Genomic DNA, 14,209 nt, shown 5'->3' with positions numbered 1-14,209 from the left:
AGTAAGACAGGATTCATATGACTATACCCATGCCCCATCGACCAAGCGGTTTTCTGCTTGGAGATCCAGCAGCGCAAATAACCATTGATGCTTTTGTTGATATCCAGTGCCCACACTCACGTACCGTCTGGCCAACATTACTTAAAGTAGCGGACCATTACCAAGATCAACCGGTGAGCATAAAAATCCATTTGATAACCCTAAGCAACCACCGACAAGCGTGGGATATGAGTTTAGGCCTTTTCGCCCTCGCACAGGGTGATGCACAGAAATTTACAGATTTCGCGACCTTTATCTATGAGCGCCAATCACAATTTATGAATCAGCCTTTTTTGCACAAGACCCACAACGAATTGAGGCAGCTCGTGTCTGATTTTGCGCAACAGCATGCCAGCGTCGATCGTGAACAGTTTTTAAAGCGAATGGACGATAACGATATTTATATTCAGGCGCGTACACCAATTCGCTACGCGGCAACCAAAGCAGTTTGGGCGACGCCAACATTATTCATTAACAATGCAGGTAATATCCCAGTTGATTACCAGTCAAGCTTAGCCCAGTGGCAAAGCGTTATTGACCCGCTATTAGCTGCGTAGCCGCAGCAAATCAACGACCAATTGAGAGCCGCAGAAAAGGGCGGTTATTATTGTTCATCAAACATAACCCATGGTTAGCATTTTTACGCTAACCAATTACCACAAACAGCAGGTAAAGCCGATGAGAACCAAAATAGAGTTTGCAAGTCAAGAGGCAACATTGGCCGGTCTACTGGAAACCCCAGACAGCCCAGTTCGAGCTTATGTCTTGTTTGCCCATTGCTTTACCTGCGGTAAAGACATTGGTGCAGCGTCACGCATTAGCCGCTTTCTGGTACAACTTGGTTTTGCCGTGTTTCGCTTTGATTTTACCGGCTTAGGTAACAGTGACGGTGATTTCGCCAATACCAACTTTTCATCCAATATTGAAGATTTGCTTTTTGCAGCAAAATTTCTAGAACAAAATTATGAAGCGCCTCAGCTTCTTATCGGGCATAGCCTCGGCGGCGCAGCAGTGTTAGCCATGGCTTCAGAACTTCCCAAAGTTAAGGCGGTAGTCACCATTGGCGCGCCATTTGAAGCGCGCCATGTAATGCATAACTTTGATGCACAGCTAGACACCATAGAACAAAACGGTCATGCCACGGTGACCCTTGGTCCCCGTAAGTTCACCATTAAAAAGCAGTTTTTAGATGACTTACGCAGTCAAACCACAGAACATATCCAACACCTCAATAAAGCGTTGCTGGTACTGCACTCTCCTATGGATTTAACAGTCAACATCAGTAATGCCGAAAAAATCTACAAAGCGGCTAAACACCCCAAAAGCTTTGTTAGTTTAGACACTGCAGATCACCTTCTGTCAAAAGCCATTGACAACGAATATGTCGCACAAACCATTTCTGGGTGGGCAAGCCGATACATCCCAATGCCCACCCTTGTTAATCCCACAGTCACAAAAGGGCATGTTCTGGTGTCAGAGCTTGATCACAAGTTTCAACAACAAGTGTTCAGCGATCACCACAACTGGTACGCCGATGAACCAACCCAACTGGGAGGTAAAAATTCTGGCCCTGATCCTTATGAACATTTACTTGCCGCACTTGGAGCCTGCACCGCTATGACAATTCGTATGTACGCTACACGTAAGGCAATTCCACTCGAGCATGTAGAAGTTTCACTATCACACAAGCGTAACTATTTAGAAGATGCGAATAATGTTGCAGGACAAAATACAAGCTTAGAGTCTTTGATTCGTAAGGTTCAGTTGTTTGGAGTGTTGAGCGATTCAGAAAAGGAGCAATTAATGAAAATTGCTGAACGATGTCCCGTGCATCGAACGTTGCACAACAACCCCAAGGTCATTACTAAACTAGTTAATTGATGAGAACGGTAAGGGTTCGTTTTTTATCAGCGACAGCCATTCTGTAGGAAGAATGGGGGAACACTTTGATGGACAATTTTTATCGTTCTTTGAAGAATCGTCATATTTACTATCGAGTATTTGGGATTGTATGAGATTAAATATAATAAGGAGCTCTCTAAGACAAACCGTTGCCATAACCAATGCTTATGGTTGAGCAGTGCATCTTTATTTCCATTCACAAGTACAAAGCAATAAGGTGTACTTTGGCTTGTCGAAAGACAAATTTATGCTCTTGACTTACATCTAATTGTCATGCGCTCTCTTTTTTGTTGAAAATTTTTTATAAGTATGGATTTTAACCAAGTACGCTATTTTTTAGTGTTGTCAGAAACGTTGAACTTTACACGTGCTGCTGAACAATGCTTTGTGTCGCAACCAGCTCTTACTCAAGCTATCAGGCGCCTTGAACATGAGTTAGGGGGAAAGCTTTTTAGTCGGGAAGGTCGAAAGATCGCTGTGACTAAATTAGGTGCTATGCTACGTAAGCACTTTGAGCAAATTGACTATTCAAAAAATTTAGTTCAATCGACTTCGAAGGCAGTGATTTCAAGGGAAATTGATAAGCTAAATATTGGTATTATGTGTACAATTGGTCCAAGAGTTACCGCTCGTTTACTCGAGGAATTTCAAGCTCAGTTTCCCATGGTTTCGTTCGTACTTTTTGATGTAAAGCCTGAAGAAGTTCCAAACTTATTAATAGCAGGTGAACTGGATGGTGTATTTTGTACTCGACATTCTACCCTTCATCCACAGTTGCGTTATATTAATTTATTTGAAGAAGAAATGGTTGTCGCTTTTCCTTCAGGGCATGAATTTGCAAAAATGGACAAGGTACCATTAAAATCAATAGTTGGTCAACCATATATTGACAGGATTCATTGCGAGTTCAGAGCAGATTTTATACGTGATTACGCTGAAGAATTAATTGATCTTAATGTTGTTTATAGTAGTCAGCGTGAGGATTGGATTCAGAGTCTTATCCGTGATGGTATGGGAGTTACTGTCATCCCCCGATTTTCACTTCTACGCCCTGAACTTGAGTATAAAACGATCATCGATCCAACGTTGTCTCGTGGGGTAGATTTTGTTGTTTCTAATCAGTCATTCTTCGCCGCAACCGTGAACATGTTTATCAAATATGTAGAAAGCTATGACTGGCTGACTCACGTTTTAGATGCAGACTAAGAGCTTATGGTTTCGAAAATCTAACAAATTTGCGCTAGTCTTTAACCTTACTTTGCCTTAAATTATTGGCTCTTACCCGTACTCGATAGTTTTTAGAACAGTATCGTAAACGGATTCACACTCGTTCATCATACTGATTACCTTAGACTCACCGGATTCGCGGTTATCAGGAGGCTCAGGCTCTCAGGATTTAAAACCCGGGCAGACTTGAGTGCAAATTATTCTTCTGTTAATTTGCACTCAAGTCTGCCCCATCATTTGTTTTAAAAAGTGAATCAGTTGATAACTTGGTTTCACTATCGAGATTACTTCACTTTCAATAATAGAGCATGCGGATCTGGTGTCGGTGCCAATTACAGTGACAATTGGCTCATTTTTGGATGCAAGTTAACAACTATGGCTTCAAGCTACTTTTTCGGTTCTTCTCCGCTTAGTTGAGCTTGATCTTTGGACAGGAAAGTTAAATGAGTATCAGAGACGTATGTTTGCCGGCTCTTTAGCTTGAAGTAGTTATAGTGAATAAGTCAAATTGACCACTACATTAGAGGTTTCCTATACCTCAAGTAATCCGTAAGGCATTAATCTAGCAACCTATATAACTCAGTTTTGTCCAAAAGTTTGCTAGAAAGCTGTCTGGAAACGTGTTCGACTTCAAAAACAGTAAGGAGCCTGACAGGGCAGGCTCCTTACTGTTAATCTACATATTGGCTAAGCAGCGGTGCACCGCTTCGCGTATATCATCAGTCTCAGTGCTTCCTTGCCCCTCGGCTACGCATGTGTATACGATGTCATCCGTACTGGCATCAATCATCATAATGGTTACTTCTAGTGTGTAACCACCAAGGCCACCTAGAATATCTCTACGTCCACTTTCTCCGTACCTTACGATTAGTGTTTTTTCCGCTTTTTCGTTATCAACAGAAGAAACACTTATGATTCCTCTCTTCAGGAGCAATCCTTCAATCATACTTCCGGGGTTAGCTTCTTTAGTTACAGAGGAACCGTATACTCCGTAATCGTTCCCATACAAACCTGAAGCGCTCGATTTTATATTCTCAACAGTTGGTAGATAAGCATACGTATAGTTGTCTACATCACCTTTCTTTACCACAGTGGGTGGGTTCATTACACAACCCGTTAAGCTATACGTTAATACTACTGTTAGTAGCAATCTAATGTTCATATTCCCCTCCCAAAAGTCGCGTATCTTACGGAGGAAAAATCGCTTTTGAACGAAGTAAATTCACAATCTTACATTTCACTATCGGCACATTTATGCTGGTTATTTATTCTTATTTTTCATAGTCTTAGATTATTATCTCACAAGAGTGTTTTTATCTAGGACAACTCATCCTAAGGAGAGGAGGATGCCAACTTCAGCGGATAATTGGGGAGAGGGGTAGTCACGTTTTAGTGTGTAACTCGAAAGCTCCCAGCCCTCACACTCAACGCCTAAACCACCTAAACCACCTAAACCATCTAAACCATCTAAACCACCTAAACCACAACCCCCTACGAAAACATGTCGTCATCCAATCCCGTGCTGAAGCTATCGTCAAAACTGCTATCGCAACTATTATCAAAGCCTGTAGTAGTGAATTCGTCACAGCCGTAATCAGTACATGAGCTAGAATCAGCTTCAAAAGCGCTATCAGCAGTACTTGAGGAGGTATCGTCTGGGTACGTGCCTTGAAACAGACTGTCGTAGCCGTACGGATTTCCCATAGTATCCAGCCCGCCAATACCTCCAACCATTGGAAGACCTGTTGCTGGGTTAATGACGGTGTTTTCATCATCGACATGAGGTTGGTTGGTAAAGTCCATCGATGAAAAATCGGTGTTGTTAGTTGACCCATACGAATCGCTATCGACCGAGCTTTGAGTTTGGTCTTGGTAAAATACCCAGTTTGGTTCATGGCTTGACTCCTTGTGGTTAACGCCAGGTTCGATAGTGCTTCCGATAGCTTCGTAACTGCGCATTTTGGTTACCAAAAACAAACCAAAGATGACTAAAGCCAGTAAAGTAAAAATGCCGCTCATACTTCCTCCCGTTGCTTGGATTGAGATAAGTTGGAGAACACTCTGTTCCTTTCATCGCTGATGCTAACACTCGGGCAAGCGCCAAGAGTCCGTTTGGTGATTACTTTTTGTTCTTCAAGATAAATAGAACTGACAAGCAGCCTAGTGAACGCGGCGAAATCATAATGTTGCTATTTTTCAATTATTTAGATGAGGGTGAGTTTATTGAGACGGTTTTTACATCGGTACTGAAGGGGCGTTTTGGGGGCAAATTCGCTCCAAAATCCCTCCAAAACTATTCACAAGTACCTGATTTATCGACTAAAATTTTTTGTATCTTTGACGTGAAATTTAGCCGAAATTAGGTATTAACTATATGAATAATAAAAAGAAACCATCAATCCTAGTCGTATGCATGGGCAACATATGCCGCTCTCCCACAGGAGAAGCAGTATTACGTGCGCGCGCTGAGCAAAGTGGCGTAGCTGTGACAATAGATTCAGCAGGTACGATTGGGTATCACCAAGGCAATACGCCAGACCCAAGGTCTAGACAAGCGGGAGAGGCGAGGGGTTATTCGTTTGCTGGTATTCGAGCACGGCAGGTCACGGATGATGACTTTGAAGCGTTTGATATGATTTTGGCTGCGGATAGAGATAATTTGGCTGATCTTAAACAGCGTTGCCCAGCTCACCTACAATACAAGCTGTCGCTGTTTCTGAGCCACGGTTCATCGAGTCACACAGAGATACCCGATCCTTATTATGGCGGTGACCAAGGGTTTGAGTTGGTGCTGGATTTGATTGAGGACGCATCGGATAGCGTGTTGGCGAAGTTTGCTTAATTGGTGATTTAACTAAAAGGCCACAGAGAGTCATCTCTGTGGCCTTTAGAATTAGGTGGAGTGCGTGAAACTGAGAGATTACTTGCTCATTTCTCCGCGCAGTACTTCCAGCATTTGCGCTTTAATCTGCTCATAACTCAGGTTTTGACTAAGCAGATAGTGAAGCTTGGCAAGCGCTGCTTCTGGCGTCATATCGAAACCGCTGATAACACCGGCATCAGCCAGAGCACAGCCTGTCGCATAACCGCCCATGTTCACTTTACCCGCCAAACACTGAGTTAAGTTGACTACCAATACGCCACGCTCTGACGCTTCTTTCAGATGCGCCAAAAGCTCTGGGTTTTGCGGTGCATTGCCCACACCAAACGTCAGCAAAATCATTGCATTAACAGGTTGTAGCAAGGTATTGCGGATCACTTCGTGTGAAATGCCTGGGTACATGGTGATAACACCAATAGGCTGTGGCGTGATGTCATGAACCTTGAAGTTACCTTCCGGCTGTTTGTTGATTTCCACACCGCTGCTCAACTGGATATTGATTCCTGCTTCCAGCAGAGGTTGCAGGTTCGGTGAGGTAAAGGCATTAAAACCATCAGCGTGTGATTTTGTGCTGCGGTTACCGCGCATCAGCTGGTTATTGAAAAACAGCGTCACTTCGTTGATTGGATAGTTGGCTGCGATATGAAGCGCGTTCAGCAGGTTTGCTTGGCCATCGGAGCGAAGCTCTGCCAGTGGGATCTGCGAGCCAGTTACAATCACAGGCTTGCCAAGATTTTCCAGCATGAACGACAATGCCGAAGCGGTGTACGCCATGGTGTCGGTGCCGTGAAGGATCACAAAGCCATCGTAGTTGTCGTAGTTGTCACGAATGTCGTCGGCGATCTGTTGCCAGTCAGCAGGTGTCATGTCTGAAGAGTCGATGAGCGGCTCATATTCATGAATCGTGAACTCTGGCATTTCTGGACGATGGAATTCTGGCATGCTTGCCAGTTGCTTTTCCATAAAGCCCGCGACAGGAATGTAACCATGATCGGACTTTTGCATGCCGATAGTGCCGCCGGTGTAGGCGATGTAGATGTGTTTACGCGTCATGACAGACATTACTTTGAAACTGGGAACAGGTGGGGCGATTATAACCAAATCAAACAAAAGAGCCACCGATTGGTGGCTCTAAAGTAAGGTTTTGCAGAGTTATCCGCTATTGGACATTACAGGTCAAACAGAGAACGTAGTGGCCTTTTGGATCGTTAAAGCTTTCCATGAGACTTGCGTGCTGCTGAAGCTCTGTTGCAACTGGCAATAGGCTTTGTGGAACCCACGCTGAAATATCAAGCCCTAGGCTGACTTTTACCTGCTTCATGAGATCCTGTACAAACTGCTGTGCAGGACTCAGTGGCTCTTCTACCCAGTACACGTCATATGCTTCTAAGTTAGCCAGCTCTGCGGCGCGAGCGATAGCATCATCAAAGTCACCAATTCGGTCAACAAGGCCGTGGTCTAGCGCATCTTGGCCTGTCCATACACGACCTTGAGCGACATTGTCTACTTCTGACTGGCTCATATTACGGTTATCAGACACTAGAGTGATAAAGCGTTTATAACCGTGCTCAATACCCATCTGGAATGCAGCCGATGCGCCTTCGTTGAGGCCACGCGTCACACCCACACCCGAGAACGGTGAAGTGCCAACGCCATCCGTGTTGACGCCAATGTTGTTGAGCCCTTTTTCAAATGTAGTGATAACGCTAAAGATACCAATTGAGCCGGTGATGGTTGTTGGCTGAGCCATGATCTCATTCGCGCTCATTGAAATCCAATAGCCGCCAGATGCAGCAACGCTCGACATAGATACCACAACAGGCTTGCCTGCATCTTTCAGTGCTTGAACTTCATTGCGAATAACTTCAGAGGCAAAAGCGCTACCGCCCGGGCTGTCTACACGTAGCACAACCGATTTTACGCTGTCATCTTCGCGAGCTTGTTTAAGCAGCGATGCAATGGTGTCACCACCAATCGTGCCTCGTGGCTGTTCGCCATCCATGATTGAACCGCTTGCCACAACAACGGCAATTTGGTTGTCAGGCTCTGTTGGCAAATCAAACGGCACGCTTGCTAGATACTCGTAGTAGCTCACGGCATTAAAGCCACCGTCACCATCGCTGCCAAAGGCTTCGATCATGGCTTCATTGACTTGCGGTTTGGTCACTAGCTCGTCAACTAACCCTAGCTCTTTAGATAGAGCGGCAAGGTCACCATCGACGTTTTTCAGCGATGCCAAAAAATCATCCATACTTGGCGTGAGCACGCTTGGCTCGATTTCACGGTTTGTTGCAACATCATCTACATACGCGCCCCACAACTGAGTCACCCAGCGAGTTGCGTTGGCTTTTGCGTCTTCTGACATGTCGTCACGAAGGAATGGCTCGACCGCGGATTTGTAGGTACCCACACGGAACACGTGTGTAGTGACGTCGAGTTTTTCAAGCAAGGTTTTGAAGTACATTGAGTAGGCACTGTAGCCACGGATCAACACTGCACCATCAGGTGCCAGGTAGACTTTGTCGGCATAGCTGGCGAGGTAGTATTGGCTTTGATTGTAAAACGCGCCATAGGCATAAACCGGTTTGCCTGTTGCTTTGAACTCGTTGATGGCTTTCGCGATGTAACGCAGTTTGGTTAGGCTGGTTTCCGGCATTTCTCGCAGCGAGAGAACCAGTCCTGTGACTTTGTCATCTTGAGAGGCATGGCGAATGGTGTCGACAATATCAAAAACAACGTTCTCTTTTGGAAGCTCTTGGCCAAACAGTGAGCCAGTGAACGAGTCCATCGGGTTGACGTAAGTGCTTTGTTCGACAATGGGGCCTGAAAGGTTCATGACCAATGCGGTGGCTTTCTTCTCGACCGCTGGTGGTGCATCACTTTGGGTGAAGGCAAAATACACCATGGCGATCACAGCAAAGAAAAATAGATTCACTATGGCGAGGCGAGTGAAGTTAATCAGCTTCCAAATGCCTTTGAAAATCATACCTATAAAACGAAATACTTTTTTCATCATCTCTCCACATCACAAATGTGAGTGTTTATGTCCTTTAACATCAATTACTAGTGTAGCGCTGAGGTTAACAATTCGCAGTATCAATTATGTAATTGTACGTATGTGACGCTGACTTCTATCAGCTTGAGGGTTAACTGAATATAAATTAGAGACTTACCATACTAGATGAAGTTCAAAGAATCAGAAAGTTTTTCTGTTTATGTTGTAAGAATGTAAACGCTAGTTTGATTTTTTAACCTTTACATAATATTCTGGTCAGACCACAACAACAATAAATGGATCTGCCATGTACCCGAATTTACTTAAGCCACTGGATTTAGGATTTACTCAACTTAGAAACCGAGTGCTGATGGGATCAATGCACACTGGTCTTGAAGAGCATAAAGAAGGTCTACACAAGCTTGCTGCGTTCTACGAGGAGCGTGCAAAAGGTGGGGTTGGGTTAATAGTAACAGGCGGTTTCGCGCCTAACCTTCGTGGTCGCCTCGCCCCATTTGCTGCGGAGTTTAGTAAACCGAAGCATGCTAAAGCACACAAAGTGGTCACTGAAGCAGTTCATAAACATGGCGGTAAAATCGCACTGCAAATCCTTCATGCAGGACGATATGGCTATCATCCATTCTCTCAAAGTGCCTCCAAAATCAAATCACCGATCACGCCATTTGCTCCGAGTGAAATGAGTAGTCGTCAGATTTGGAAAACCATCGACGCCTACGCCAACAGTGCCTCTTTGGCGCGAGAAGCGGGTTACGACGGCGTTGAGATCATGGGCTCAGAAGGTTACTTCATTAACCAGTTCATCTGTAAGCGTACCAATGTACGATATGATGAGTGGGGTGGCAGTTATGACAATCGCATTCGTTTGCCGTTAGAAATTGTCAAAGCGGTTCGCGCAGCTGTCGGAGAGGATTTCATTATCATCTTCCGTCTTTCTATGCTGGATCTTGTTGAGCAGGGCAGCACCTTTGAGGAAGTCATTCAACTGGGTAAAGCGCTTGAGCAAGCGGGCGTAACCATCATTAATACCGGTATTGGTTGGCACGAAGCAAAAGTACCCACTATCGCAACGCAAGTGCCACGCGGCGCTTTTACTTGGGTAACGGAGAAAATTCGCCCACACCTTTCTATCCCGGTCATTACGACCAACAGAATTAATACCCCAGATGAGGCAGAACGCATTCTTTCATCTGGGCACGCCGATATGGTCTCTATGGCGCGACCTTTCCTCGCCGATCCCAACTTTGTAGCCAAAGCCGAGCAAGGTGAAGCTCACTTCATCAACACTTGTATCGGTTGTAATCAAGCATGCCTAGACAATGCATTTAAAGGTAAGCGCGCGACGTGCTTAGTGAATCCGCAGGCGTGTTATGAAACGGACTTGATCATCAAGAAGACGGTGAACAGCAAAAATATCGCGGTTGTTGGCGCAGGGCCTGCTGGACTGGCTTGTGCAACCATGTTGGCCGAAAAAGGGCACTCGGTTGATTTGTTTGAGAAGAACGATCGTATCGGTGGTCAGTTCCGACTCGCTATGCAGATCCCAGGCAAAGAAGAGTTTAGAGAAACGATCCGCTACTTTGCCAACCGCATTGCTCAGACTGGCGTTAAGCTGCATCTTGAAACCGAAGCGACGGCGGATCTATTAAAAGAATACGATGAAGTGGTGATGGCAACAGGCGTTAAGCCACGTATGCCGAAACTAGAAGGCATCGACAACAAAGACAAGGTCATTGATTACCAAACGGTGATTCGTGACAAGACTTACCTCGGTGAGAACGTTGCTATCATGGGCGCCGGCGGTATCGGCATTGATATCGCAAGCATGATTACCGAGCCGCATGGTCAAACACTGGATGACTGGCTACATGATTGGGGCATTGATAAAAACATCGATCACCCTGGTGGTTTGTACCCGTTCCCAGATTCGACGACCGACACCAATGTGTGGGTGATGCAGCGTAAAGAAGGTCGCGTCGGCAAAGGTCCAGGTAAAACTACAGGTTGGATCCATAAAAAGACCCTTGAGAAGCGCGGTGTTCACTTACTTGGCGGTGTCACTTACGACAAGATTGATGGGGAAGGCCTCCACATCACGGTGAAAGGCGAATCTAAGGTCATCCCAGCAGACAAAGTGGTGATTTGTGCCGGTCAGGAATCCGTGAAGCCGTTTGAAAACCAATGGCCGGAGTTTGGTGACAAACTGCATGTTATTGGTGGTGCGGATTATGCGGGTGAACTTGATGCCGTGCGAGCGATTCGACAGGGCGTTGAGTTGGCCGCCAAGCTATAGGTTCACAGACAATATCAGAGACAGAGTCTAAACCGAAAAACTGAGCTGACGTGCTAGCCGCTCCACAACTGGCACGTCAATTTAGAGCCACTAAATGAGATCGGTTCTCATTGTTGGTGCGTAAAGGTTAACGTTTTGTTATTATGGCGAAACGATAATAAGAGGTATGTGTTATGGATGCTTTAGACCTGTTGCTCAACCGACGCTCAATAGCCAAACTTTCCGACCCCGCACCAGAAGGGGTTGCACTAGAAAACATCATTAAGGCGGGACTACGAGCTCCCGATCATGCTGGATTGACGCCTTGGAGATTTGTTCTCGCTCAAGGAGAAGGTCGCCAGAAACTCGCCGATATACTCGCCAACGCCGCGACTCTTGCAGGCAGTGAACCCGCTGTTATAGAAAAAGCACAGAAAGCGCCGTTTCGCGCCCCACTGGTGATCACGGTTATCGCTAAGGTAACGCCGCATGAAAAAGTGCCTGCGTTTGAGCAGCATTTATCTGCAGGCTGCGCGGTACAAGCGATGCAAATGGCCGCGGTAGCACAAGGTTTTCAAGCGTTTTGGCGTTCAGGAAAATGGATGTTTGATGGCACTGTCCGTCAGGCTTTTGAGCTTGAAGGCGAAGATCAGATTGTTGGTTTTCTCTATGTCGGCACCCCTGGCTGCACGCCAATGAAAGTGCCAGAGCGAGAGCTTGGCAAATTTGTGCAGTTTTTATAACAGCGGCTTTTTATAGCAGCCGTTTTTTGTAACCGAGATGGATTAACTGGCTATTTATACAGTTTTTTCTTGATTCGCAAAGGTAAGCTTAGTTAAGCTTACCTTTATTTTTTCGACTCATTTCATTTTATGACGCGTCTCTTCATTGCAGAAAAACCCAGCCTTGGCAGAGCGATTGCCGCCGCCTTACCTAACCCTCAGAAAAAAGGGGATGGGTTTATTCAATGTGGGAACGGCGATGTCGTTACTTGGTGTATTGGACACTTGTTGGAGCAAGTTGAGCCCGACGTTTATGACGAGCGCTACAAAAAATGGAATCTCGCCGATCTTCCGATTGTGCCCGACCAGTGGCAGTTAAGACCGAGAAAAAGCGCCTCCAAGCAGCTTACAGCGGTTAAGAAGTTACTTAAAACCGCGACGCAAATCGTCAACGCTGGAGACCCAGATAGAGAAGGGCAACTGCTGGTGGATGAAGTCATCGACTATTGCAAAGTCCCTAAATCTAAGAAGGAGACCGCTCAGCGCCTGCTGATCAGCGACCTTAACTTACCTGCGGTAAAAAAAGCGCTCAATAATATGCGCATGAACCGCGAGTTTGTGCCTTTATCTGTCTCTGCACTGGCGCGTTCACGTGCTGATTGGCTCTATGGCATGAACATGTCCCGCGCTTATACTTTGCTTGGTCAAAAGGCCGGTTATCAAGGTGTACTGTCAGTTGGACGTGTGCAAACGCCGGTATTGGGATTGGTCGTTCGCCGAGATGAAGAGATTGAGAACTTTGTACCTCGTGATTATTTTACTTTGCACGCCTTGATCCCATACCAAGACAATGGCCCCGCATTCGATATTCGCGCCAAATGGCGACCGAGTGAAGCGTGTAAGCCATGGCAAGATGAAGAAGGGCGTGTTCTTAATCGTAAACTGGTCGAGAACGTGGCACAGCGTATTCAAGGTCAGCCCGCTAAAGTTATTAAGTCCGAGCATAAGTCAACCAAACAAAACGCGCCGCTGCCTTATTCTCTGTCAGCGCTGCAAATTGACGCCGCGAAACGCTACAACATGAGTGCACAACAAGTGCTGGATGTGTGTCAGGCGTTGTATGAGAAGCACAAGCTGATTACTTATCCGCGCTCAGACAACCGCTACTTGCCCAAAGATCACTTCTATCAAGCCAAGGACGTACTCGCGGCGATCAAAAACAACAGCCAAGAGTATTCCGCAGCGGTTGATGGTGCAGACAGCAGTCGCAAGTCTAAAGCTTGGAATGACAGTAAAGTGGATGCCCACCACGCGATTATTCCAACGCCTAAAAAGACAAGCATGGTGCTCTCTGGATTTGAAGAGAAAGTCTATGGCTTAATTGCACGACAGTATGTGATGCAGTTTTATCCGGCCGCCGTGTATGCCGAAGCCATGTTGGAGTTCGATATTCAGGGTGGTCAGTTCGTCGCAAAGGGCAAGCGTCTGCAAGAGCCTGGGTGGCGAGTATTGCTAGGTAATAGCGCTAATGATCAAGAAGAAGGTGTGGATGCCGTTCCACCGCTTGAGGTCGGCACCGTGCTCACGTGTCGTGAGGGGCAAATTGGTGAGAAGAAAACCGAGCCACCGCGCCATTTTACTGAAGCCACTTTGCTGCAAGCGATGACCGGCATCAGCCGTTTCGTTGAAGATAAATCACTGAAAAAGATCTTGCGTGATACCGATGGTATCGGCACAGAAGCGACTCGCGCAGGCATTCTAGATACGCTATTTAAACGCCAGCTGCTAAGCCGTCAGGGCAAGTCTGTGATGTCGACACCCGCAGGTCGAGGCCTTATCCATGCGCTGCCTGATGAATCAACCTATCCAGATATGACGGCGCATTGGGAGTTTCAGCTACAAGGTATGACGGAAAAGACCCAGTCGTATGGGCCTTTTATGTCGGATTTGAATGTAAAGCTGGATCAGTTGATGGGGCAAGTGAAAACTGGCCCGATTCCAGACTCGCTGCGTAACCTACCGAAAGTGGAAAAGCCAGCTTTCAAAAAGCACAAAAAGCGCCGCGCCGCAGGTAGCTCAGCAGGAAAGCGCCGCAGTAAACCTAAAGCGAGCTAATTGATCGCTAGCTGCTAGTATTTTTAGTTATTAATAGC

General features: G+C 46.0%; 11 protein-coding genes. 7 read left to right on the top strand and 4 right to left on the bottom strand.

The annotated features are described in order from the left end of the window. Positions 1 to 17 precede the first annotated feature (17 nt). The 3 genes from ACVA6Q_RS14745 (at position 18) to ACVA6Q_RS14735 (ending at position 3,147) form a co-directional block, all read left to right on the top strand. Positions 18 to 596 carry a DsbA family protein gene (locus ACVA6Q_RS14745; RefSeq protein ID WP_446648011.1) on the top strand — a complete coding sequence of 193 codons (579 nt, stop codon included), beginning with the start codon at positions 18 to 20 and terminating at the stop codon, positions 594 to 596. 121 nt (positions 597 to 717) lie between these two features. Continuing rightward, positions 718 to 1,920: a bifunctional alpha/beta hydrolase/OsmC family protein gene (locus tag ACVA6Q_RS14740; RefSeq protein WP_446648010.1), complete on the top strand. Its 1,203-nt coding sequence runs from the start codon at positions 718 to 720 to the stop codon at positions 1,918 to 1,920. A 330-nt stretch (positions 1,921 to 2,250) separates the two neighbouring features. After that, positions 2,251 to 3,147: a LysR family transcriptional regulator gene (locus ACVA6Q_RS14735; protein ID WP_446648009.1), complete on the top strand. Its 897-nt coding sequence runs from the start codon at positions 2,251 to 2,253 to the stop codon at positions 3,145 to 3,147. Between the two features lie 697 nt (positions 3,148 to 3,844). Here ACVA6Q_RS14735 and ACVA6Q_RS14730 read toward each other — a convergent pair. Together ACVA6Q_RS14730 and ACVA6Q_RS14725 are read right to left on the bottom strand one after the other, a co-directional pair. Further along, positions 3,845 to 4,330, bottom strand: a complete 486-nt coding sequence (locus ACVA6Q_RS14730) for a hypothetical protein (RefSeq protein ID WP_446648008.1) — start codon at positions 4,328 to 4,330, stop codon at positions 3,845 to 3,847. A gap of 329 nt (positions 4,331 to 4,659) precedes the next feature. After that, entirely contained in the window at positions 4,660 to 5,187 is a 528-nt protein-coding gene (locus ACVA6Q_RS14725; protein ID WP_446648007.1) for a hypothetical protein, read from the bottom strand. Between the two features lie 355 nt (positions 5,188 to 5,542). Here ACVA6Q_RS14725 and ACVA6Q_RS14720 point away from each other — a divergent pair, with 355 nt between their 5' ends. After that, on the top strand, positions 5,543 to 6,010 hold the full coding sequence (locus ACVA6Q_RS14720) for a low molecular weight protein-tyrosine-phosphatase (protein ID WP_446648006.1): 468 nt from the start codon (positions 5,543 to 5,545) through the stop codon (positions 6,008 to 6,010). A 78-nt stretch (positions 6,011 to 6,088) separates the two neighbouring features. On the opposite strand, the gene ansA is transcribed toward ACVA6Q_RS14720, so the two are convergent. Both ansA and sppA read right to left on the bottom strand, forming a co-directional pair. Then, on the bottom strand, positions 6,089 to 7,102 hold the full coding sequence (gene ansA, locus ACVA6Q_RS14715) for an asparaginase (protein WP_446648005.1): 1,014 nt from the start codon (positions 7,100 to 7,102) through the stop codon (positions 6,089 to 6,091). 106 nt (positions 7,103 to 7,208) lie between these two features. After that, positions 7,209 to 9,062, bottom strand: coding sequence for a signal peptide peptidase SppA (gene sppA / locus ACVA6Q_RS14710; protein ID WP_446648004.1), 1,854 nt, complete (start codon positions 9,060 to 9,062; stop codon positions 7,209 to 7,211). A 289-nt stretch (positions 9,063 to 9,351) separates the two neighbouring features. On the opposite strand from sppA, the gene ACVA6Q_RS14705 reads away from it, so the two are divergent. From ACVA6Q_RS14705 to ACVA6Q_RS14695, 3 genes are all read left to right on the top strand, one after another. After that, entirely contained in the window at positions 9,352 to 11,355 is a 2,004-nt protein-coding gene (locus ACVA6Q_RS14705; RefSeq protein ID WP_446648003.1) for an FAD-dependent oxidoreductase, read from the top strand. Positions 11,356 to 11,528: 173 nt separating this feature from the next. Further along, positions 11,529 to 12,077 (top strand): NAD(P)H nitroreductase, encoded by a 549-nt coding sequence (locus ACVA6Q_RS14700; RefSeq protein WP_446648002.1) that lies wholly within the window; start codon positions 11,529 to 11,531, stop codon positions 12,075 to 12,077. A gap of 129 nt (positions 12,078 to 12,206) precedes the next feature. Then, on the top strand, positions 12,207 to 14,171 hold the full coding sequence (locus ACVA6Q_RS14695; protein ID WP_446648001.1) for a DNA topoisomerase III: 1,965 nt from the start codon (positions 12,207 to 12,209) through the stop codon (positions 14,169 to 14,171). The last annotated feature ends 38 nt before the right edge of the window (positions 14,172 to 14,209 follow it).

This window comes from Vibrio sp. DNB22_10_4 (assembly GCF_052879755.1).
The sequence above is the reverse complement of the archived record's forward strand: the minus strand, read 5'-3'. Positions and strand labels throughout refer to the sequence as shown.

What these genes read in the sequence shown, in the direction of transcription:
- ACVA6Q_RS14720 (WP_446648006.1), top strand. Translation starts at nt 5,543, where the DNA reads ATGAATAATAAAAAGAAACCATCAATCCTAGTCGTATGCATGGGCAAC.
- sppA (WP_446648004.1), bottom strand. Translation starts at nt 9,062, where the DNA reads ATGAAAAAAGTATTTCGTTTTATAGGTATGATTTTCAAAGGCATTTGG.
- ansA (WP_446648005.1), bottom strand. Translation starts at nt 7,102, where the DNA reads ATGACGCGTAAACACATCTACATCGCCTACACCGGCGGCACTATCGGC.
- ACVA6Q_RS14735 (WP_446648009.1), top strand. Translation starts at nt 2,251, where the DNA reads ATGGATTTTAACCAAGTACGCTATTTTTTAGTGTTGTCAGAAACGTTG.
- ACVA6Q_RS14705 (WP_446648003.1), top strand. Translation starts at nt 9,352, where the DNA reads ATGTACCCGAATTTACTTAAGCCACTGGATTTAGGATTTACTCAACTT.
- ACVA6Q_RS14730 (WP_446648008.1), bottom strand. Translation starts at nt 4,330, where the DNA reads ATGAACATTAGATTGCTACTAACAGTAGTATTAACGTATAGCTTAACG.
- ACVA6Q_RS14745 (WP_446648011.1), top strand. Translation starts at nt 18, where the DNA reads ATGACTATACCCATGCCCCATCGACCAAGCGGTTTTCTGCTTGGAGAT.
- ACVA6Q_RS14700 (WP_446648002.1), top strand. Translation starts at nt 11,529, where the DNA reads ATGGATGCTTTAGACCTGTTGCTCAACCGACGCTCAATAGCCAAACTT.
- ACVA6Q_RS14725 (WP_446648007.1), bottom strand. Translation starts at nt 5,187, where the DNA reads ATGAGCGGCATTTTTACTTTACTGGCTTTAGTCATCTTTGGTTTGTTT.
- ACVA6Q_RS14695 (WP_446648001.1), top strand. Translation starts at nt 12,207, where the DNA reads ATGACGCGTCTCTTCATTGCAGAAAAACCCAGCCTTGGCAGAGCGATT.
- ACVA6Q_RS14740 (WP_446648010.1), top strand. Translation starts at nt 718, where the DNA reads ATGAGAACCAAAATAGAGTTTGCAAGTCAAGAGGCAACATTGGCCGGT.